The organism is Mesorhizobium sp. B2-9-1 (assembly GCF_006439455.1).
In the GTDB taxonomy this organism is placed as follows: Bacteria; Pseudomonadota; Alphaproteobacteria; order Rhizobiales; family Rhizobiaceae; genus Mesorhizobium.
This window is the reverse complement of the sequence record NZ_VFTP01000004.1, coordinates 129,298-147,660: the sequence shown is the minus strand read 5'-3', so window position 1 is coordinate 147,660 and position 18,363 is coordinate 129,298. Positions and strand designations below refer to the sequence as shown.

At 62.3% G+C, this 18,363-nt stretch carries 27 protein-coding genes and 2 pseudogenes; 12 read left to right on the top strand and 17 right to left on the bottom strand.

Translation table 11 applies throughout. From position 1 onward, the window contains the following. Window positions 1-9: 9 nt before the first annotated feature. The 4 genes and pseudogenes from FJW05_RS10775 to FJW05_RS27385 form a co-directional block, all read right to left on the bottom strand. Window positions 10-207 carry a hypothetical protein gene (locus FJW05_RS10775; RefSeq protein WP_140631383.1) on the bottom strand — a complete coding sequence of 66 codons (198 nt, stop codon included), beginning with the start codon at window positions 205-207 and terminating at the stop codon, window positions 10-12. A gap of 31 nt (window positions 208-238) precedes the next feature. Beyond that, complete coding sequence (locus FJW05_RS10770) at window positions 239-457, bottom strand: hypothetical protein (protein ID WP_140631380.1); 219 nt, start codon at window positions 455-457, stop codon at window positions 239-241. Between the two features lie 27 nt (window positions 458-484). Further along, window positions 485-682, bottom strand: a pseudogene (locus FJW05_RS27705) (hypothetical protein); the annotation flags it as partial. Window positions 683-1,144: 462 nt separating this feature from the next. Next, window positions 1,145-1,243: pseudogene (locus tag FJW05_RS27385) on the bottom strand (KGG domain-containing protein); the annotation flags it as partial. 439 nt (window positions 1,244-1,682) lie between these two features. Here FJW05_RS27385 and FJW05_RS10755 point away from each other — a divergent pair. Then, window positions 1,683-1,907 (top strand): hypothetical protein, encoded by a 225-nt coding sequence (locus FJW05_RS10755; protein ID WP_140631372.1) that lies wholly within the window; start codon window positions 1,683-1,685, stop codon window positions 1,905-1,907. Between the two features lie 51 nt (window positions 1,908-1,958). Here the strand turns inward: FJW05_RS10755 and FJW05_RS10750 are convergent, their stop codons facing one another. Together FJW05_RS10750 and FJW05_RS10745 are read right to left on the bottom strand one after the other, a co-directional pair. Further along, window positions 1,959-2,852 (bottom strand): alpha/beta hydrolase, encoded by an 894-nt coding sequence (locus FJW05_RS10750; RefSeq protein WP_140631368.1) that lies wholly within the window; start codon window positions 2,850-2,852, stop codon window positions 1,959-1,961. 39 nt (window positions 2,853-2,891) lie between these two features. Next, the gene (locus tag FJW05_RS10745; protein ID WP_140543038.1) at window positions 2,892-3,122 is read right to left on the bottom strand and encodes a hypothetical protein; all 231 of its coding nucleotides are present in this window, start codon (window positions 3,120-3,122) and stop codon (window positions 2,892-2,894) included. Between the two features lie 163 nt (window positions 3,123-3,285). Here FJW05_RS10745 and FJW05_RS10740 point away from each other — a divergent pair, with 163 nt between their 5' ends. Next, window positions 3,286-4,005, top strand: coding sequence for a Crp/Fnr family transcriptional regulator (locus tag FJW05_RS10740; RefSeq protein ID WP_140631364.1), 720 nt, complete (start codon window positions 3,286-3,288; stop codon window positions 4,003-4,005). Window positions 4,006-4,113: 108 nt separating this feature from the next. On the opposite strand, the gene FJW05_RS10735 is transcribed toward FJW05_RS10740, so the two are convergent. Further along, the gene (locus FJW05_RS10735; RefSeq protein WP_140543036.1) at window positions 4,114-4,413 is read right to left on the bottom strand and encodes a DUF982 domain-containing protein; all 300 of its coding nucleotides are present in this window, start codon (window positions 4,411-4,413) and stop codon (window positions 4,114-4,116) included. 545 nt (window positions 4,414-4,958) lie between these two features. Between FJW05_RS10735 and FJW05_RS10730 the strand changes: the two genes are divergently transcribed. Together FJW05_RS10730 and FJW05_RS10725 are read left to right on the top strand one after the other, a co-directional pair. Continuing rightward, window positions 4,959-5,978, top strand: coding sequence for an SDR family oxidoreductase (locus tag FJW05_RS10730; protein ID WP_140631361.1), 1,020 nt, complete (start codon window positions 4,959-4,961; stop codon window positions 5,976-5,978). A gap of 19 nt (window positions 5,979-5,997) precedes the next feature. Beyond that, complete coding sequence (locus tag FJW05_RS10725; protein ID WP_140543034.1) at window positions 5,998-6,303, top strand: hypothetical protein; 306 nt, start codon at window positions 5,998-6,000, stop codon at window positions 6,301-6,303. Between the two features lie 23 nt (window positions 6,304-6,326). Here FJW05_RS10725 and FJW05_RS10720 read toward each other — a convergent pair whose 3' ends face one another. Next, complete coding sequence (locus tag FJW05_RS10720; protein ID WP_140543033.1) at window positions 6,327-6,512, bottom strand: hypothetical protein; 186 nt, start codon at window positions 6,510-6,512, stop codon at window positions 6,327-6,329. Window positions 6,513-6,712: 200 nt separating this feature from the next. Between FJW05_RS10720 and FJW05_RS10715 the strand changes: the two genes are divergently transcribed. Then, on the top strand, window positions 6,713-7,771 hold the full coding sequence (locus FJW05_RS10715; RefSeq protein WP_140631359.1) for a YihY/virulence factor BrkB family protein: 1,059 nt from the start codon (window positions 6,713-6,715) through the stop codon (window positions 7,769-7,771). A gap of 26 nt (window positions 7,772-7,797) precedes the next feature. On the opposite strand, the gene FJW05_RS10710 is transcribed toward FJW05_RS10715, so the two are convergent. The 5 genes from FJW05_RS10710 to FJW05_RS10690 form a co-directional block, all read right to left on the bottom strand. After that, a complete protein-coding gene (locus FJW05_RS10710; RefSeq protein WP_140631356.1) occupies window positions 7,798-8,010 on the bottom strand; it encodes a hypothetical protein in 213 nt (70 codons plus the stop codon). Window positions 8,011-8,390: 380 nt separating this feature from the next. Next, on the bottom strand, window positions 8,391-8,678 hold the full coding sequence (locus FJW05_RS10705) for a DUF982 domain-containing protein (RefSeq protein ID WP_140543077.1): 288 nt from the start codon (window positions 8,676-8,678) through the stop codon (window positions 8,391-8,393). 26 nt (window positions 8,679-8,704) lie between these two features. Then, a complete protein-coding gene (locus tag FJW05_RS10700) occupies window positions 8,705-9,007 on the bottom strand; it encodes a DUF982 domain-containing protein (protein WP_140631353.1) in 303 nt (100 codons plus the stop codon). A 284-nt stretch (window positions 9,008-9,291) separates the two neighbouring features. Next, entirely contained in the window at window positions 9,292-9,804 is a 513-nt protein-coding gene (locus FJW05_RS10695; RefSeq protein ID WP_140631351.1) for a ferritin-like domain-containing protein, read from the bottom strand. Between the two features lie 203 nt (window positions 9,805-10,007). After that, on the bottom strand, window positions 10,008-11,318 hold the full coding sequence (locus FJW05_RS10690) for an Nramp family divalent metal transporter (protein ID WP_140631348.1): 1,311 nt from the start codon (window positions 11,316-11,318) through the stop codon (window positions 10,008-10,010). A gap of 404 nt (window positions 11,319-11,722) precedes the next feature. Between FJW05_RS10690 and FJW05_RS10685 the strand changes: the two genes are divergently transcribed. Together FJW05_RS10685 and FJW05_RS10680 are read left to right on the top strand one after the other, a co-directional pair. Continuing rightward, window positions 11,723-11,932: a cold-shock protein gene (locus FJW05_RS10685; protein ID WP_095768399.1), complete on the top strand. Its 210-nt coding sequence runs from the start codon at window positions 11,723-11,725 to the stop codon at window positions 11,930-11,932. Between the two features lie 106 nt (window positions 11,933-12,038). Continuing rightward, window positions 12,039-12,233: a hypothetical protein gene (locus FJW05_RS10680; RefSeq protein ID WP_140543027.1), complete on the top strand. Its 195-nt coding sequence runs from the start codon at window positions 12,039-12,041 to the stop codon at window positions 12,231-12,233. A gap of 95 nt (window positions 12,234-12,328) precedes the next feature. On the opposite strand, the gene FJW05_RS10675 is transcribed toward FJW05_RS10680, so the two are convergent. After that, a complete protein-coding gene (locus FJW05_RS10675) occupies window positions 12,329-12,523 on the bottom strand; it encodes a hypothetical protein (protein WP_140631345.1) in 195 nt (64 codons plus the stop codon). A gap of 313 nt (window positions 12,524-12,836) precedes the next feature. Further along, entirely contained in the window at window positions 12,837-13,040 is a 204-nt protein-coding gene (locus tag FJW05_RS10670) for a CsbD family protein (protein ID WP_140543025.1), read from the bottom strand. 544 nt (window positions 13,041-13,584) lie between these two features. On the opposite strand from FJW05_RS10670, the gene FJW05_RS10665 reads away from it, so the two are divergent. Continuing rightward, entirely contained in the window at window positions 13,585-13,998 is a 414-nt protein-coding gene (locus FJW05_RS10665; protein ID WP_140543024.1) for an HD domain-containing protein, read from the top strand. A 39-nt stretch (window positions 13,999-14,037) separates the two neighbouring features. Here the strand turns inward: FJW05_RS10665 and FJW05_RS10660 are convergent, their stop codons facing one another. Further along, the gene (locus FJW05_RS10660) at window positions 14,038-14,370 is read right to left on the bottom strand and encodes a hypothetical protein (RefSeq protein WP_140631342.1); all 333 of its coding nucleotides are present in this window, start codon (window positions 14,368-14,370) and stop codon (window positions 14,038-14,040) included. Between the two features lie 268 nt (window positions 14,371-14,638). Between FJW05_RS10660 and FJW05_RS10655 the strand changes: the two genes are divergently transcribed. The 3 genes from FJW05_RS10655 (at window position 14,639) to FJW05_RS10645 (ending at window position 16,526) form a co-directional block, all read left to right on the top strand. Further along, complete coding sequence (locus FJW05_RS10655) at window positions 14,639-14,884, top strand: hypothetical protein (RefSeq protein WP_140632036.1); 246 nt, start codon at window positions 14,639-14,641, stop codon at window positions 14,882-14,884. Between the two features lie 111 nt (window positions 14,885-14,995). After that, complete coding sequence (locus FJW05_RS10650; RefSeq protein ID WP_246673341.1) at window positions 14,996-16,000, top strand: PAS domain S-box protein; 1,005 nt, start codon at window positions 14,996-14,998, stop codon at window positions 15,998-16,000. Window positions 16,001-16,166: 166 nt separating this feature from the next. Further along, the gene (locus FJW05_RS10645) at window positions 16,167-16,526 is read left to right on the top strand and encodes an SPW repeat protein (RefSeq protein WP_095768502.1); all 360 of its coding nucleotides are present in this window, start codon (window positions 16,167-16,169) and stop codon (window positions 16,524-16,526) included. Window positions 16,527-16,951: 425 nt separating this feature from the next. Here the strand turns inward: FJW05_RS10645 and FJW05_RS10640 are convergent, their stop codons facing one another. Further along, the gene (locus FJW05_RS10640) at window positions 16,952-17,425 is read right to left on the bottom strand and encodes an Lrp/AsnC family transcriptional regulator (RefSeq protein WP_140631339.1); all 474 of its coding nucleotides are present in this window, start codon (window positions 17,423-17,425) and stop codon (window positions 16,952-16,954) included. Window positions 17,426-17,564: 139 nt separating this feature from the next. On the opposite strand from FJW05_RS10640, the gene FJW05_RS10635 reads away from it, so the two are divergent. Continuing rightward, window positions 17,565-18,356: a tryptophan 2,3-dioxygenase family protein gene (locus FJW05_RS10635; RefSeq protein WP_140631337.1), complete on the top strand. Its 792-nt coding sequence runs from the start codon at window positions 17,565-17,567 to the stop codon at window positions 18,354-18,356. Window positions 18,357-18,363: the final 7 nt, after the last annotated feature.

The window sequence follows — 18,363 nt, the reverse complement described above, 5'->3', positions numbered from 1 at the left end:
AAATCGCCCTCAGGAACCTTTCTTCTTGGCGACGTCGCCGAGATCGGACCGTTCCGGATCCTCGTTGTTCTCGCCGGCCGCGTCGCGGTTCGTGTCGGGATCGTCCTTAGGCTTCAGATAGCCCGGCGGGCGGTTGCCCTTCGGACCCTCCCAGCGCGGCCACTGCTCGGTTGTTCCGGGCCGTCCCGGATGTGGTTCCTTGCTCATGGTCTGCCTCGCTTTCGATCTGTGGGGAGGGTCAGCCCTCCGCCTTCATGGTCCGTGCGATCTCGAGCAGCTTGTCGCGGTCGTGCCCGTGCTCGCGGATCAACTCCCGCGCCTGCTTCGGCGAAAGATCGGTGTGCTCCGCCAGGAAGCGCACATCGGGATCGTCGCCGCCTTTGGTCGGCAGATTGCCGGTCGCCGGCGCATCGGCGGCGCCCGGCCGGTTCGGTATATTGTCGTTCGCCTGGGTCATCGCAGGCCTCCTTCGATTTCCGCCGTATCAGTTCGCTGTTTGCCTGCGCCGTGCTTGCTTCTTGCGGCGCAGCACCTCGTCGGTGCCGACGATGTCCTTCGAGCCGCCGGTGATCGCGGTCGAGACCACGGCCGGCGGATCGCTTGCCGGAAAGGAATCCTCAAGGCCGGACTGCAACTGCTCCTCCAGCGTATCCGGGTCCTCCGAACGCCCTTCGGCGCGGCGTCCGTCGATCTCTTCCAAATCTTGCTTGGCGTCGGGATGCTCGCGCACATTGCGCAGCGTCGACACGACGAGTTCGACGGCGAATTCCTTCATCTCCTCGCCGTGCGGCGCGGCGACGTCGGTCTCCTCGACCAGCCGCACCAGCGATTGTTCGAGCTTGTCCAGTTCGCGCATGCCTTGGTAGTGCGCCAGTTTCTGCGCCAGCGAATGGATCAGCAACGGACCGAAGGTCGAATACGCCTGTACCCGGGTCTCATCGACGCGTTCGGGATGAAGTGTACGCAAGGACATCGGTGCCTCCATGTAACGTCCTGCGGCGACGGCTTCGCTTGAGGCGGCCGGCCCTTAAGGGAACTGGAGGAGGGGAAAGAGGTTCCATCCCGGCTGGAAGTCGCGGGACATCTGGAAGTCGCGGGACACCAAAATGGCGCCCGCGTTTTGCGAACGCCATTTTGAAACTCAGTGCTGACCGCCCTTGCGACCAGCCTCGGAGGCGCGCCGGCGGTCTTCGGCGAAGTTGCCGCTGCCACCTCGATGCTGGCCGGCGCTCCGCTGGCCCATGTCGCGGTCCTCGGCCTGCTGCTGCCCGCTGCCGCGATGCTGGCCTTCGCGGTTCTTGTGACTCTGCTGGCCGGCCTTGACGTGCTGTTCGTGGGTTCCGCCTTGATTGGCCATGTCGAATTCTCCGTTGGTTCGGATTTTTCTTGAGGGTGAATTCAAGGATGCGTCCAACATCCCTGAGTAAGGGGAACAGGCGCCCGCAACCGATGTTCCGGTCGAAACATTTTGTGACTCGTCAGACTGAAGTCCGATCCGGCCAGCGCATTGGGCTGGCCTGTGCAACCAAATCTCTTTTTGCGAATTGGTGAGCGGCCGACGAGAAAGCCCCCTCCATCGCCGGCTATCATGGTGCCCGCCGGTCAGCCCCGCGCAATTCCGGCGGGCACCGATATTCATAAACAAGAAGGCCGCGCAGTCGGCTTCGGAGCGAGACGACGTTTTGACCTATATCTCTGCAAAGCCCGTTCGGCAGGATACCGAAAGCCTGCCTGCCAACGACAACCAGCGTACCACCCTTGCCGATCTTTCGTTCCTCGACATCATCAACGACGAGAACGAGGTCGCCGACGTTGCCAGGCGCGCCGAGCGTCTCGGCCATACCGCGCTCATCGCAATGGCGATCGGCCTGGCGGCCCTGCCGTTGCTCTGGCTGATGCTGATGTGAGCCAGGCCGACCGGCCGCTTGGCCGGCCGGCGCCATCTGCCGGAGAGGTCTCTATCTTCCGGAAAAGAAGGCGTCGAGCGTGGCCGCCGTTTCGATCGGCGATTCCTCCGGAAAGAAGTGGCCGCCGGGCATCGCCCCGCCGCTGGCATCGTCGGCCCAGTTCCGCCATATGCCCAGCGGTCCGTCTTCGTCCCGATACCATTCGGCCAGCGCGCCATGCTCGCTCCACAGCGCCAGCACGGGGCAGGATATACGCCGGCCGGCCTCGCGGTCCGCTTGGTCGTGCAGCCGGTCGAGCGAAGCCGCCGCGCGATACTCTTCGCAGATGGCGTGGATATGCGCCGGATCGCGCAGCGCATCGACATAAGCCTGCCGCACGCCGGGCGGGAACGCGTCGGCTGCGGATCCCCAGCCGGAAAGCGCATTGTCGACGATTGCTTCGGCCGTCGCCGCCAATATCGTCTCCGGCAGCGGCTCGGGCTGCGCCAGTAGCGACCACGGCCAAAAGCCTAGCGCCAGCCTGGCATCGGCCCGGTCCCAGACCTCGGCGGTAGGGACGATGTCGAGCACGGCGAGCTTCTCGACGCGTTCCGGATGATCGAGCGCCAGCCGGTAGGCGACGCGCCCGCCGCGATCATGGCCGGCGACCAGGAAACGTCGGAAGCCGAGGTCCTCCATGAGCGCGGCCATGTCGGCGGCCATGGCGCGCTTGCCGTAGGGCGCATGGTCGGCGGCCGACGGCGGGCAGGAGCTTTGCCCATAACCGCGCAGATCGGCACAGACGACGCTGAAATCCCGCGCCAGGCTGGGCGCAACGTCGCGCCACATCGCATGCGTCTCGGGAAAGCCGTGCAGCAGGAGCAGGCCGGGCCCGCTGCCGCCATGGCGGGCGAAGATACGCGCCTCGCCGGTGTCTATTTCCAATGTGTCAAAATCGGCAAACATGCTTGCCTCCGGCGGGATGCGATGCTGAGGGCAAAGGCCTCACTTCCAGGCCGAGTCCAGCGTCAGCGACGCCTCGAAGATCTGCTCCTTCGCGGTGCGCAGCTTCACGGTGATCTTCAACTGTTCGGTCCCGGGCGCCTCGTCGCGGGCAATGTCGTGCAGGATGCGCAACGCCTCAAGACGGGCACGCTCGCGGTTGGCAAAAAGCTGCCCGTGCTCGTCAACCTGGCCATGCTCGGCGTTATGGAGGTCGAAATAGTAGCGTTCCATCGATGAAGCACTCCGGGCGTTTGGCAAGTTCAATCCCTGGCCCCGATCATGGTTCCAAGCGGTTGATCTTCAGGGAAATCCGCGGCGCGCCGGCCCTTGCTGCGCGGCCGTCTGCAACCGGCCCGGCCCTGCGGCGTTAGCTGTTGCGCATGGAGAACCGCGGATGCTGGAATCGCTTTACCTCAACCTCGGCCAGCATGACGTCCTGTCAGAAGAAGAGAAGGCGCTGCTCGCCGGCGCCATGTCGCTGGAAAGATACCTCGCCGCTGGCGAGCATATCGTCACGGAAGGCACGCGGCCGATCTACAGCACGCTCATCATCGACGGGTTTGCCGCCCGCTACAAGGTGTTGGAGCACGGCGGCCGCCAGTTCACCTCGCTGCAGGTCGCGGGCGATTTCGTCGACCTTCATGCGTTTTTGCTGAAGACGATGGACCATGGCATCGTCGCGCTATCTCCCTGCCATGTCGCCGCAGCGGAGCATAGCAAGCTCAAGACGATTACCGAGCAGGCGCCGCACCTTACCCGGCTGTTGTGGCTGAACACGCTGGTCGACGGCGCCATCCATCGCGAATGGATCGTGGCCATGGGACGCCGCTCCAAGACCTCTCATCTCGCGCATTTGATATGCGAGCTGTTCGTCAGGCTGCAGGTGGTGAAAAAGACGCGCGAGATGAGCTTCCATCTGCCGCTGTCGCAGGCCGAGCTCGCCGACGTGCTCGGCCTCTCCGTCGTCCATATGAACCGGGTCATCGGCACGCTGCGCCGCATGAACGTGGTCAACTGGACGAACCATATGATCACGATCCTCGACTGGGAGCGGCTGGTTGCGATCGCCGAATTCGATCCAACCTATCTCAGCATGACCCGCGAGCCGAGATAGGCATCTAAAGCATGTCTCCCGAAAGTGGGAACCGGTTTCGGGATAAAGACATGCGTAAAATCAAGACGCTAAAGCGCATGGAGCGAATCTGAAAGATCGCGACGCGCTTTAGCTGCGCGGGGTCTTGGATCGCGACCACAGCTCATCCAGCATGGTAAGGGCGGCACTCGGCTGGGCAGGCCTCAGCAGGCCCTGCTGCGCGGCGACCTTCTTGAAGGCCGCAAAGGCGATGGCCGGACGGCAGGTGCCGGCAATCGCGTCGTCCACCAGCCGGGCCGCTTTGAGATAGGCTGGCGCCTCCTTGTTCTTCCATGCGCCTCCGAGCGCCTTCTTGGCCTCGGCGACGGTGGTGACCACCATCGTGCCACCGCTGACGAAGCGTATGGTGAGGGGCAGAAAACGGCTCATCGGTCCTTCACCATCCGAACCATTCGCGCGTGCGCCAGGCAAGACCGACAAACGGCGCGGCCGTAATCATGGCGGCGGCGAGAATAAAAAGCGGGCTGTTCGTACGCGTGGATTTCATGTTTCACCGTAAAAATTGCGGATGGCCATAAACGATGACTTCGGCAGTCGGTTGCATCCGGCCGGCTGGTCCGAGGCTGCAAATCCGAGGCTACATATGGCTCGCGGGCCGGGCTGGCGGCGCCGGGCGGTGCGGCGGACGTGGGCGCGGCCTGAGCGGCACCTCGGCCAGCGAAGCGCGGATCACCCTGACGGGGACTGGCGGCGCTGCCGCGCGCCGGCGCAGCATTGCGGCCGACGGACTGCCGATGAGAGTTCGAACGTCCATGTGGACTCCTCCTGAAGAGTCCCCCAGTGACCAAGCGTTAGCACCGCGGCCGGGCAGCCGCATTTAACTTTGATGTACGCGCAGGCATCTCGGCGAGGTGCTGCGATCCAAGGGCCAACCTTTTCCGTTGGCATGCGTTGTCCTCCGAAAGGAGACCACCATGCCGACCGGCAGCCGAACGAAAACCGACACGGCCAGGAAATCAGCGACCGCCAAGAAGACAGACACGGCGAAGACCGCGAATAGGCAGCGCGGCGTGCAGCGCAAGGTCGATGCCACGGACCGCGGCAAGCCGAAGCCGGAAGCGCCGGGCGCCATGCAGGCCGGCGCGCGCAAATACCCCACGCCGCCTTTCCCCAGGCAGCATCATCCCAAGCCCGGCGAGGAATGGGCGATCGAGCCCGCGCCGCTTTATGATGCGCCCTTCTGGCGAGGATCGGGCAAGCTCAAGGACAAGGTCGCGCTGATCACCGGCGGCGATTCCGGCATCGGCCGCGCTGTGGCAGTGCTGTTCGCACGCGAGGGTGCCGATGTCGCCATCGCCTATCTCAGCGAGGACCGCGATGCCGAGGCGACGAAGCATGCGATCGAGGCGGAGGGCAGGCGCTGCATCACCTTGCGCGGCGACGTCGCCAAACGCGCCTTCTGCCACAAGGCGGTGGCGGAAACGCTCAAGGCCTTCGGCAAGCTCGACGTGCTGGTCAACAATGCCGCCTTTCAAATCCACTCGGCCGATTTCGCCGATCTGACCGAAGAGCATTTCGACACCACGCTGAAGACCAATCTCTACGGCTATTTCCATATGGCTCAGGAAGCCGTGCCGCACATGACGCCGGGTTCGGCGATCATCAACACCGGTTCGGTCACCGGCATCGAGGGTTCGAAGGAACTGGTCGACTACTCGATGACCAAGGGCGGCATTCACGCCTTCACCCGCGCTCTCTCCGGCAACCTCATCTCGAAGGGCATCCGCGTCAATGCGGTGGCGCCGGGTCCGGTCTGGACGCCGCTCAACCCATCCGAGAAACAAGCGGAAGACGTCTCGCAGTTCGGCGCCAAGACGCCGATGAAGCGGCCCGCCCAGCCGGAAGAGATCGCGCCGGCCTATGTGTTCCTGGCCTCGCCGCAATGCTCGAGCTACATCACCGGCGAAATCCTGCCGATCATCGGGGGTTACTGACACCCATGAGGAGGATCTCATGAAAAAAGCGCTTCTCATTGCAGCCGTCACCCTGGTCCAGGCTCTGCCGGCGGTGGCCCAGAATGCCGTCCAGCCGAACGACCAGCAGGCGCAGAACTGCCAGGCCAAGCCCGACGCCAACGACCAGCAGCAGAAACAGAAGCAGCAGGCCGACACCGATGAACTGTCGAAAAAACTCGGCAATTGCGGCGGCGTGCTGAAGCCGCCGCCCACCGGCGACAAGAATGCGACGCCGCCGCCCCCGACAGGCAGCGACATGCCGGTGATCAAGCCGGGCGAAATTCCGCCGCAGACCGGCCAATGAGGCCCGTCTTCTACAACAAGGGTTCAATGCTTGCGCTTCTCGCCTTCGGCCGCCCTGACGGCCGGCAGGTTGTGGGCCTCGCGTATCATCTGCAATGCCTCCTCACGCGTGAGGCCGCATTTGCGGGCAAAATAAGCCGCTTCGAGGATCTCGGCGTCGGAAGCTGCCGAAACAGTGCAAGCCGACCGTCTGTGCTTCTTCTTGGCCATCGGTTCACCGCGCCATGAATCACTTAGTCAGCTAAATATAAATCCATTGTTTCCGATTGCAAATACGCGGCCGTTTTTAGCGATCCGGCGTCGGTGCCCACGCCCATTGGGAACCATTGTGCCGGCATGGGATTGTGATTTGCGAACCGCGTCAGCCGGACCTGGCGGCAAAGGGCAGGTCCAAAACAGATGAGGCGACGATGCCGGGCTGGGTTCGTGAAGGCTGGCTGCTCTTGCGGGAGAGTGTCGCTGGCTACATCGCCAACAATGCCCTGAGCCACGGAGCGGCAATCGCTTTCTATGCCACGACCTCGCTGGCGCCGATCCTCCTCATTGTCGTGGCGATTGCCGGCTTCGTCATCGGCAATGACGCCGCGCAACTGGCGCTCTCGGCCGAGATATCGGGCGTGATGGGGCCGCAAAGTGCCGACCTCCTGAAGGCAACGATCGAGAGCGCGGCACAGCGCTGGTCAAGCACGCTTGCCACGCTCATCGGACTGGTCACGCTTTTCGTCACCGCCTCGGGCGTCTTCGGCGAAATGCAGCAGTCGCTCAACGAGATATGGAAGGTGAAGCCCGACGGCGTGTCGCTGTCGCGCCTGGTGCGGGCGAGGGCGGCGAGCCTCGGTCTCGTCGCGGCGCTTGGCTTCCTGCTGCTGGTATCGCTCGCGGCAAGCACGGCGATCTCGGCGCTGAGCGAATTGATCAACCGGCGCCTGCCGTTCGGTGGCGTGATCGTCAGCGGCGTCAACACGATCGTCTCTTTTGTGCTGATCGCGCTGCTCTTCGCTGCGATCTACAAGGTCCTGCCGGACCGCACGCTCAAATGGCGCGATGTCGGCATCGGCGCGGCGGTCACGGCGCTGCTCTTCACCATCGGCAAATCGCTGATCGGCTGGTACATCGGCACCAGCGCCATCGCTACCTCCTACGGCGCGGCGGGCGCACTGATGGTCGTGCTGGTCTGGGTCTATTATTCGGCACAGATTTTTCTTTTCGGCGCCGAGATTACCCGCGCCTATTCGGTACGGCGCGGCAGCCGGCGCGACCTCGCGCCGGTCGTTGCGATTGCAACCGACCGGGCTGCGTCGCACCATATCGAAAAAGTAGCCAAACCCGGGACGACGACGCCGGCCGACGCTGGTGCAAGTGTCGGCGCGGCGGCGCCTCGTGCATCCGGCGGCGGGATCGTTCTATGGATTGTCCTCGGCAGCCTGATCACTCTGCTTGTCACGCGGGTCTTGCGCCGCTCAGGCTGACACGACCTCGTCGCCAGGCGCGGGCCTTACCGCCGTTCTTCCTGCCGTTTCTCGATTTCGTAGGACAGCCAGCGGCAGAACATGCCGACAACCGAGGTAGCGGCTCCGCCGAGCAGACAAGCAATCAGCAACGGACTTTTCGAGGCGCCGTCCCAACTGACGATCGCCAGCAGCGCCACGCTCACTGTGGAAATCAGATACCCTGTACCCTTGAGAAGATGAAGCGACGATCTGGTCATGTTGGCCCGCCTTCCAATGAACAGACAATCAGGATCGAGGTTCCATTTAGCCGATGTTCCTCCACGACGGTGGCGGCATGAGGCACTTGCTGGAAACCGGGAAGGCAGGCTGGCCGGCCGCAGCATACCACTCACTTGGGACTGAAGTCGCACGCAGCGCCGCTTTGGTCCAAGCAGTGAAACCTTAGCCCGCCGTTGGTGGTTGGGGGACGGTTTGACGGATATTTGAGTCCCTTCATCGTCAACTGTTTGAACGCCCACCATTCCCGCGACTGGTGGGCGTTCATTCGAGGCAACGATCCGGTGCCAAGGGGCGGACCGGATGACACGCCGCACGCTGTGAGGCGCCCCGACAGCTGTCGCGGCGCGCGCCCCGATCGTCATCGGTGATCTGACGGCCGAGCTTTTTCTATCGCGGGGGGGATTGGTCCGTCCTCGACAAGGATATCCTTCTTGCGCGCGAACGCGGCGAAAACGCCTCGCGCGGTTTCCGCGTCGACGTCGCCGACCAAAGCTGCCTTGCAGGCACGGATAGCCGCTTTCTGCTCCGGGCTATTGCCGCACCAGTCGGTCGCGAACTGATAGGCATCGACGACGGTGTTCAGTTGCCGGGGAAAGCCCAGTCCGACCCAAACGCGAAGGGGTTTCTCGAAAGGTTTGGAAAGCATCGCGAACTCCCATAGCCGCGAAACTTTCAAGCAGTCAGTCCGCCGCCGCGGCCGCCTTTGCCGGTCATCCATGGCAAGGGGATACTCACGTCCTCGAGAATTTTGACCGACCTTGCGAAACCGCTAAAGGCATCTCTGGCGGCAGTCAGCGGATAGCCGCTGTCGAATGCCCGCTGGCAGGCACGAAGGGCCGTTTCAAAGATGGTCCCGCGCCTGTTCTTGGGCCACGCGTAGAGAAATTCCAGGGCATCTTCCAGGCACGCGATTTCCTGGATGAGGCTGTCTCCGCTCTTCACGAAAACAGGGCTGTCGAACATGCGATCGTTCATAACGTCCTCCAATCGAACGAACAATTGAGTTCAGGCAACGGCTTGGTACCGACAGCGGCCCAAGCTCAGCGGCGATATGGGTTTGTAGATCTTGACCGTCAAGAGGCCCGGGTCGCTGCAAGAACCGGCGTGCCAATTTTGCCATCCACGACGAATTATCGGTCCAACAAACAGCTAAGATCGTTGGTGGCGCGGCAGCGGCCGCCGCCGTTCGATTAGACCTGCAATGTGGCGACGAGCCCTGGCAAGCTGCCGGGGCTCGGCGGCCGTCAGCGGATCGTCCGCTATGCGGCTTCAGCCGCGACGTTGACCGCGGATTCGGCAAGCTGGCTGAGCGCGGCGTCCGTTTCCTTTTCTTCGTTCAGCGTCTTGTCCAGCAAGGTGACGGCCTCCGTCAGGCCGAGTTCCTGCGCCCAGGTCCTGAGCGTGCCGTAGCGAGAGATCTCGTAATGCTCGACGGCTTGGGCGGCAGCCAGCAGGCCGGCGTCGAGCGAGGGCGAGCCCTTGTACTCGTCCATGATCTCGGCACCTTCCTCGGTGATGCCCATGATGGCGGCACAAGTCTTGCCCGCCGGTTTCTTGTCGATCACCTCGAACACTTCCTCGAGACGGGCGACATGTTCCTCCGTCTGGTCGCGATGCTTCTCGAAGGCCATTTTCAGGGCACCGTCCTGCGCCGCCTTTGCCATTTTGGGCAGCGTCGTCAGGATTTTCTTCTCGGCGAAATAGATATCCTTCAGCGTGTCATGGAAAAGTTCGTTGAGGCCCTTGTTCGAGGCCGCTTTCGTCGTCGCCATTCTGAATCTCCTGGTGGGGGTTGGATCATCACCAACACGGCCTGATCAAACTTGTTCCAGAAAGAAATACATGCGGCGACACCGCTAAAAGCATCAATTGTTATTGACGGCGACGAAGCACCGCCGCGGCCAGCCAGTTGGCCGGACCGACGCATGAATCGCCGCCTGTCGCATCTGAAAGACCGCTTTTCCCTGCCCGGGATTCACACAAACCACTGCGCGATGAGGCCCACCGACGAGGCTGCCATTGTCATTGTCGTCAGCCATCCCAGCGCGCGCAGCCAACCCTGAACCGGGAATTCACCCATGATGTCCTTGCGGCCGGCCATCCGCATCATGACGATCAGCACGGGAACGGCGCATATGCCGTTGATGACGGCGCTCCAGTAAAGCGTCTTGATCGGGTCGATCGGGGTAAACATGATCCCGGTGCCAAGAGCGGTCGCGGCGGCGAGTGTGACGTAAAACGCCAACGCTTCCTTCGGCTTGCGCTGCAGCCCCACCGTCCAGTGCAGGGCTTCGCCGACGGCGAAAGCCGCTGACCCCGCCAGCACCGGCACAGCCAGGAGCCCGGTGCCGATAATTCCCATCGAGAAAATGATGAAGGCGAACTTTCCGGCGGCCGGCTCCAGAGCCCTGGCCGCGTCGGTGGACGAAGCAATGTCCGTCACCCCCGCCTTGTGAAGCGTGGCGGCCGTGGTGAAGATGATCGCGACGCCTATCAAATTCGAAAACGCCATTCCGACCAGCGTATCGGCGCGTATTCGCCGGAATGCCTTGGAAGCTTGCCACGGCGCCCATCGCAGCGGCTTGGCGCTTGGCTTGAGTTCCTCCTCCTCGACCTCCTGCGAGGCCTGCCAGAAGAACAGATAAGGCGAGATCGTCGTGCCGAGGATCGCGAGCAGCGTGGTGAAGAAAGCGCCATTCCATTCAATGTGCGGAACAAGCAAGCCTTTGGCCGCGTCGGCCCAGGCTACATTCGTGGCGAACATGGCAATGACGTAGGCGAAGAGGCTCAAGGTTGTCCATTTGAGCACTTCCACGTAGCGGGTGTAGTCGAGAAAGACGATCGCGCAGATACAGACGATCGCGAATGCGATCACATAGAGCGGGCTCGGCCCGCCGATGAGCAGCTCCAACGCGTCCGCCATGGCGCTGAGGTCGGCGCCGATATTGATGACGTTGGCGACGGAAAGCAGCACCACCACGACGTAGAGCAGCGAGGCGGGATAATGTCTGCTGAGGTTGCCGGAAATCCCCTTGCCCGTGGTGCGGCCGATGCGGGCGGCGATCTCCTGGATCGCCGCCATCAGCGGGAAGGTGAACAGCATGGTCCAGCCGATATCGAAACCGAGCTGCGCGCCGGCCTGGCTGTAAGTTCCGATACCGGAGGGATCGTCGTCGGATGCGCCGGTGATAAAACCGGGGCCGATCATACGCAGGAACCGTTGCAAAGGTCCCTTCGCCGACGTTTTGCTTTGTTCTCTCTCGATGTGCGAACCGACTTCGGCCATCGTTGCTTCTTCCATGCCCGGCCGAGCGCTAGCGCAATGGCAGCCGAGGCCAGGGATAATCGGAGCGACTTGCACGACAGGCTCGGACAGGTGTTTTGCGTAGATAAGCAAGAGCTAACGAAGATGGTGAGTAACTGGCGGCGATGACGTCGGTTCCGCCGTCATCGTCACCTTCGCATCAGAGGGCGGATCCGGTCGGGTGCCGAAAAGGGTCCTGCATAAATATATCGGGGGTTGTCTTGCCGGGAGTCAGTTTAAACGCTATATGTGTGATATCGATCTTGTTGAACGAACGTTGTTTCAGGGCCTTTGCGCCCGACGATCTTCCCTCTCAATTTCGAAAACCGTGACGTTTGGCATTCGGCCAAGCGGCGGTAATTTGCGTCGATTTGAAAGGAAATCGTATGACTACTGGAACCGTGAAGTTTTTCAACGCCACTAAGGGCTTTGGCTTCATCGAACAGGGCGGCGGCCAGCCGGACGTGTTCGTTCACATCTCCGCCGTGGAGCGCGCAGGGATGCGTTCTCTCGTCGAAGGCCAGAAGGTAAGCTTTGACGTCGTCAAGGACGCTCGCAGCGGCAAGAGCGCCGCGGAGAACCTCCAGGCAGCCTAAGCCATGCGTCGGCGCCTTTGACCACGGATGTACCGGCACAGGCGCTGGGGCTTTGAGGGAAGGTCGGGTTCGCCCGGCCTTTTTCATTTGCATAGCGAGGTAGCACATGGCTGATACGAATGTGTTCAAGCCGAAAGGCGACGCCAAGAACGAGGCCACTACAAAAACCGCGCGCGCCATCATCGACAGCGAGGCGGCGGCCAGGGTTGCCAAGACGGCGCGTCTTCGCAAGGCCAGGCTGGCGCAGGAGCCGGTGGAGGAGCCGGTAAAGAAGGTGAAGAAGAAGGCCGCCGCCAAATAGGGGCGCGGCGTGAGCGGCGCCGTGGCGGCCGGGCTGGGTTCACCCCTTCCCGAGATGGTCGCCCCGGCTGCGGGAAAATCTCGACAAGCCGTTGATCAGTGCCGTCCCTTGAGGAACCTCGCCTCTCTCACCAGTGAAGTCCAGTCAGGGCCGATAAGCTTGATCAGTTCGCGAGCTTCGTCCTCCGAGATGTCCGTATCCTTTGCCAGGCGGCGGGCAAGCAATTCCACATCGCCCTGCGCTGGTTGAGCCGCTTTGCCGTCGCCGGGTTCGGCGCCATCGTCGATCATGAGCCAACTCCTTCCGGTAGGAACTGTCGAGGCGGCCGCATGTTTCATGCGTTCCGCAATTTGACATCCGGGGCGTCTCGCCGGCGGCGGACCATGAGATCCGAGGCTGATTCGCTTTCTGGAACCGCCGCAAGGCGGCGCGCCAGGAGCCTCGCGAAGGCAAGCCGACCCGGATAATCCAGCGCGCCGTCGGCGCGGGCGGAACTCGGCCATGGCAGCCCGTCGGAGCCATTCGCCGCCATCGCGCGGGCTTGACCGGCTTACGCAAAAAGGCGCTGCCGCGAGGCAACGCCCTCCGTTTTCGGGGAGGCTTTTACCAGCCCTGCATCCTGTACCAGTCGTCGATGTCGCGGCGCACGCGATCCTTCTCCAGGCCGTAGCGTTCCTGGATTATGCCTTCGAGCTGGTCGCGCTTTCCGGCGATACGGTCGAGATCGTCGTCGGTCAGCTTGCCCCACTTTTCCTTCACCTTGCCCTTCACCTGCTTCCAATTGCCTTCGACGCGGTTCCAGTCCATGGCCGGACCTCCTGTTGGACACGGAGGGCTAACGGCAACACGACCGCGAAGTTCCTGTCGAAAGCTCTTTCTGCGTCGAGGCAGGCACTGAGCACAACGACACGGACGAATGTGCCTTCATCTGGCCGTCATAATGAACCGCCAAATTAGCAAACGCTGAACGTGACCCCCGGTCAGCATGTTCCCAAGACCTCTCTTGCCCGGCTCCTGGTCCGGGCTTCTTTTTAATGCATGTCGCCCAGAAGTGCGCAGCAGTTCTGGGACGACGAGCATCAAAAAAAGACTTAAAGCGTGTCGTCGAATCCGTTTCAGCGACGCCCCTCAGGTGCTGGCATTCCGCCTGGAACGGGTGGCGCGGATTGACGATGGCGCATCCTCAAAAATCCGGCAGCGTTGGAACATTAGGCCGGTGCCGAGGTTTTTGCATGCATGATGGCGCGCAGTTCCCCGAAGGCGCGTCATCCGACCGGGTTCCGACCCGAGCAAGCCCGCCTCGGCCGTCCCTCGCCGGGACGGGCTTTATCGTGACGAGATCGGAAGAACCATGCTTCACCAGGCCGCCAAAATCGCCGAGCAGGCCCATCGAGGCCAGAAAGACAAGACCGGCAGACCCTACATCGAACATCTGAGACGGGTTGCCGATGCGGTCGAAACGCTGGACGAAAAGACGGTTGCCTATCTGCATGACGTGGTCGAGAAAGGCGAGGGTTGGAGTCTCGAGCGGCTGCACGGCGCCGGCTTCGGCCTGCCGGTGGTGGCGGCGGTCGATGCGCTGACCAGGCGCATGGACGAGAGCGAGGAGGGCTTCATTTTCCGCGCCGCCTCGAACGAGCTTGCCCTGCCGGTTAAGATAGCCGACCTGCGCGACAATCTGTGGCAAGCTCATCAGGCGGGCGTTGCGCCGGACCGGTATGAGACGGGGCTCGGCATTCTGGGCGAGTTGGCCGCCAGGGACTGAGCGGCGTTGGGGCACTGGGCTGCTGCCGGCGGCGGCCCGCTATTCGTCGAGCTGCAGCAAATCGAGCCGCGCGTCGGGCAGCGAGTGCTCCCACAGGGCCCTTTCGAGGTCGTTGCGGTTGTCGCCGCCCGTGGCTTCCGGCAGGTCGAGCGCCGTCAAAGCCTGGTCGTCGAACTCGATCGGCGCCCCGTAAAGTTGGGCGATTTGCATCACCAAGCTTTCTATATCCTCGCGGGCGATGTTCTCGGCGAGGTTCTTGAGCCTGATTTCTTCCGCAACCCGGATGATGTTGACGATGCCGTCGATTCGCAGGGCCTGCTGGACCTTGCAGTGAGAGTCGTCGCGCAGCCGGTTGGAAAATCCTCGCATCATTGGAAAACCCTCCTTTCCCGGGGGTCTATCCCTCTGTTGCAACCATGCGCTGGAGCAGTGCGGTTGGCAATACACAAATTTTAAAAACAATAAATAAATCAGCTAGTTATCAGAGTATATCAAACGCAGTTTCACCGCATCCTTAGCATCGTTGGCTTCATTGCCGGTCGGCAAATCATCCCATCTTGACGTCTTATGGCCGTTTCCTATTTCTACTCACAGTTAGGCAGATACTAACTCACAGCATTCGGCTCGGATGGAGGCGGAAGTGGTTGAGCTTGAACGGCCGCAACGGCTGCAGATCATGCTGACCGACGACGAATTGGCGGCGCTGGAAAACTGGCGTTTCGAAAAACGCATGCCAAGCCGCTCGGCCGCCGTGCGCGAGCTTTTGCGCCGTGGGCTGGCATCCGATGGGTTTCTGGCCGCTGGTCTGGGCGCGAAGTCGCAGGATTTCGGCGTGATATCGCTGGATCGGAAGGCCGCAGATGGCTCCAGCGACCCGAAACCCTGAGCAAATGCACGCTCGCTCGCGGCAGATTGCCTTGACCTCGGCCGGCCCTAATTACCGTCCATGACCAATCGCGGGGGGACGTTCCGACAGGATCCGAATGCCGATGCGCGCTTGGCCGCGATCGTCGATTCGTCCTACGACGCCATCGTCGGCAAGACTCTGGGCAGCGTGATCACCGACTGGAATCACGCGGCCGAACGCATGTTCGGCTATACCGCCGAAGAGGCCATCGGCCGGTCGATCCTGATGCTGATCCCAGAGCATATGCAAGACGAGGAAACCGAGATCATCGGCCGCATCCGCAAGGGGGAGCGCATTCCGAGCTTCGAGACGGTGCGCAGGCGCAAGGACGGCTCGTTGATCACCGTTTCACTGACGATTTCGCCGATCAAGAACAACGCGGGCGAGATCATCGGCGCCTCGACAATCGCCCGCGATATCAGCGCTGCCAAGGAAAGCGAGCGCCGCATCCGGCTCTTGATGCGCGAGGTCAACCATCGCGTGAAGAACCAGTTCGCCGTGATCCTGTCGATGATCAGGGAAACCAGCAAGCGCTCCACCGATCCGGGCGAGTTCGAGGAACTGATCCGTTCGCGCATCATGGCGCTGTCGCGCTCGCACGATCTCCTGGTCACCTCCGAATGGGCCGGCGCCAGCCTGTTCGACCTGATCCAGGAGCATCTGAAGCCTTTCGGCCATGAGGAGCGCATCTCGCTTTCCGGGCCGCTCCTGACGCTGCAGTCCAACGCCGTGCAGAATCTCGGCATGGCCTTCCACGAACTGGGCACCAACTCATCCAAATATGGCGCGCTGGCGGGTGAAGGCGGCCGCATTGAAATCACCTGGCAGGTCGAGCCCGGCCCGCAAGCGCAGCGGCGCTTTCATCTTCTGTGGCACGAGACATCCGGCGCGACGGCCGTTGGAGCTGAGCAGAAGACGAGTGAGCGCAAGGGTTTTGGCACCGTGGTGCTGCAGCGGGTGGCGCCGCAGTCGCTGAGCGGTTCTTCAAGCCTCGAGCGTTCGCCCGGCAGCGTGAAATGGACGCTCGACGCGCCGCTCGAGGCAATCGTCGTTCCGCAGCTGGGGGCAGAGAGCGACACCGACTTCAGCGTCTGAGCGGTAGGCGGCGGGATTTCTGCCGTCCCACGCCGGGCGACGCGCAGTCCGGGCCCGCCCGACCGCCACTTGCAGCCTGATAGAAACGTAATTACATCAATCGTTAAGCGTGCAATGTCCACGCGGATACAGTTGCTTTGGTCAAGCTTCATCTATGGAGGTTGTCATGCCAAGCAAACTGATGGAAGCAAGAAAGAGCCAGGACTGGATCACCCTGATCCTGGCGATTTGCCTGTTCATCTCACCATGGGTCATCGGATTCACCGCGGCAACGGTGCCCGCGTGGAACGCCTGGATTGTCGGCGTTCTTCTCGGCGCGCTGGCGCTCGCGACGCTTTCGGTGTTCGCCGAATGGGAAGAATGGGTAAACGTCGTCCTCGGGCTCTGGCTGATCGTGTCGCCCTGGTTGCTACATTTCGCGGCTGACACGTATGTCATGGCCACGCATGTCGTTCTCGGCGTGCTGGTGGTCGCGGCATCGGCCTGGGCTGTCTGGGACTTCCGTCATCCCCACGCTCATGCGTGAGCGGTGATTGAGCGGGAGCCCGCCGCGCAAGCGGCGAGCTCCTGCTACTGCGACGTCTGGGCGCCCGGCTGAACGGCGATTGCAGCGTCTTCACGCGATTGCTGCAACGGGAAACGTTTTGGTGCATTCTTGGGAATGGTCTCGATGCTTTACCCCGACACTCCAGCCAAGTGCTGCTCCTACTGCGGCGGCCGCGACCATGATTTCGAGGAATGCCCGAAACGCAAGGCCGACGCGGAGAAGGAAAAGGTGGAGCGGGAGCCGGCCGTGAACAGGCTCCCATATTCTCGTCACGCGTCCTCCAACCAGTAGATCGCCTCGCGTCGCCATAAAGACACCGTCCGGCGCGGGCCTGCGCGGCCAGCGTCCACGGCTCGATTGCCGGCAGGGTACCGTCGAGCCGACGTCTCAATTTGGCGCTCGCCTTATCCCCTCAGCGCACGCGCCGCCGCCTCGGCGAACGAGATGTCGCCCTTGATCTCGCGCATCGCCATCGAAGTCACCGTGCGGCGCACGCCGGGCAGGCGGCTGAGTTCCTCGCGCAGCATCCGGTCGAGCGCCATCATGTCGACGGTGACGATCTGGAGCAGATAGTCGGCTTCGCCCGTGGTGGCGTAGCAGCGGCGGATCAGCGGGTGCTTCTTCACTGCCGCCTCGAAGGCATCCGACACCTCGAAGTCGATCGACACCTGAATGAAGGCCTCGATGCCGAAGCCGATCCTCGCCGGGTCGATGCGGGTCGAATATCCGCGAATAACGCCGGCCTCTTCCAACGCCTTCACCCGTTTCCAGCAAGGCGTCTTGCTCAAGCCGACCTCCTCGGCGAGTTCGCCGAAGGAGATGCGCGCGTCGCGCTCAAGCGCGGCGACTATTCTACGGTCGAGAGCATCCAGCGCCATTCGTTCTCCAATATGACGGAAGATATCGACAGTCGTCCTTCATTCCACGTCATTTTGAATAACAGAAAGGAACAATGTTCAAGCCGAAAAGCGCTATCCTTGTCGCCAGGTCGAAAACCTGCCGCGAGGAGGAGAAGCCATGGACAAGACGGACTATCACGCCCGCATCGAGGCCCCCGAGATGCGCGACTACGGCGTCTATCTGAAATGCGATCAGCTGCTCGCCTGCCAAAAACCGCTCTCCGACATGGTCAACGCCGACGAGCTGCAGTTCCAGATCGTGCACCAGGTCGAGGAACTATGGATGAAGCTCATCGCCTACACGCTGGTCGATGTCCTCGACTATCTGGAGAAACAGGACACGCATCGCATCGTCACGCTGATGGGCCGCGTGCACCGATTGATGCGCATGATGACGGCGCAGCTCGACCTCCTGGAAACCATGTCGCCCAAGGAGTACCAGCAGATCCGCCTGCAGCTCGGCAATGGCAGCGGCCAGGAATCGCCAGGCTTCAAGCTTTTGCTGCGCCTGCCGCCGGACCTTTGGCGGGCCTTCAGGCATGCCTATCTCGACGGCCGCGGGCTGACCGTGGAGGATATCTATGACGAGCATTATGACCACGGCGATTCCTATGTCGTGGCCGAGGCGCTGATCGAGTTCGACGAGCTGTTCCAGAAATTCCGCGCTAATCACCTCTATCTGATCCACCGCTCTATCGGGCTCGGCGCGAAGTCGCTGAAAGGCAGGCCGGTGGAGATCCTCGAAGGCGGCGCCCGTCACCGCTTCTTCCCCGAGCTCTGGGACATTCGCTGCGCCATGACGGACCGCTGGGGCGCCGAATACGGCACCGTTCGGGATTCGATCAGCCATCCGCCGCAACTTTCTCCTTCTCCCCTTGTGGGAGAAGGTGGCCGCGAAGCGGACGGATGAGGGGTGT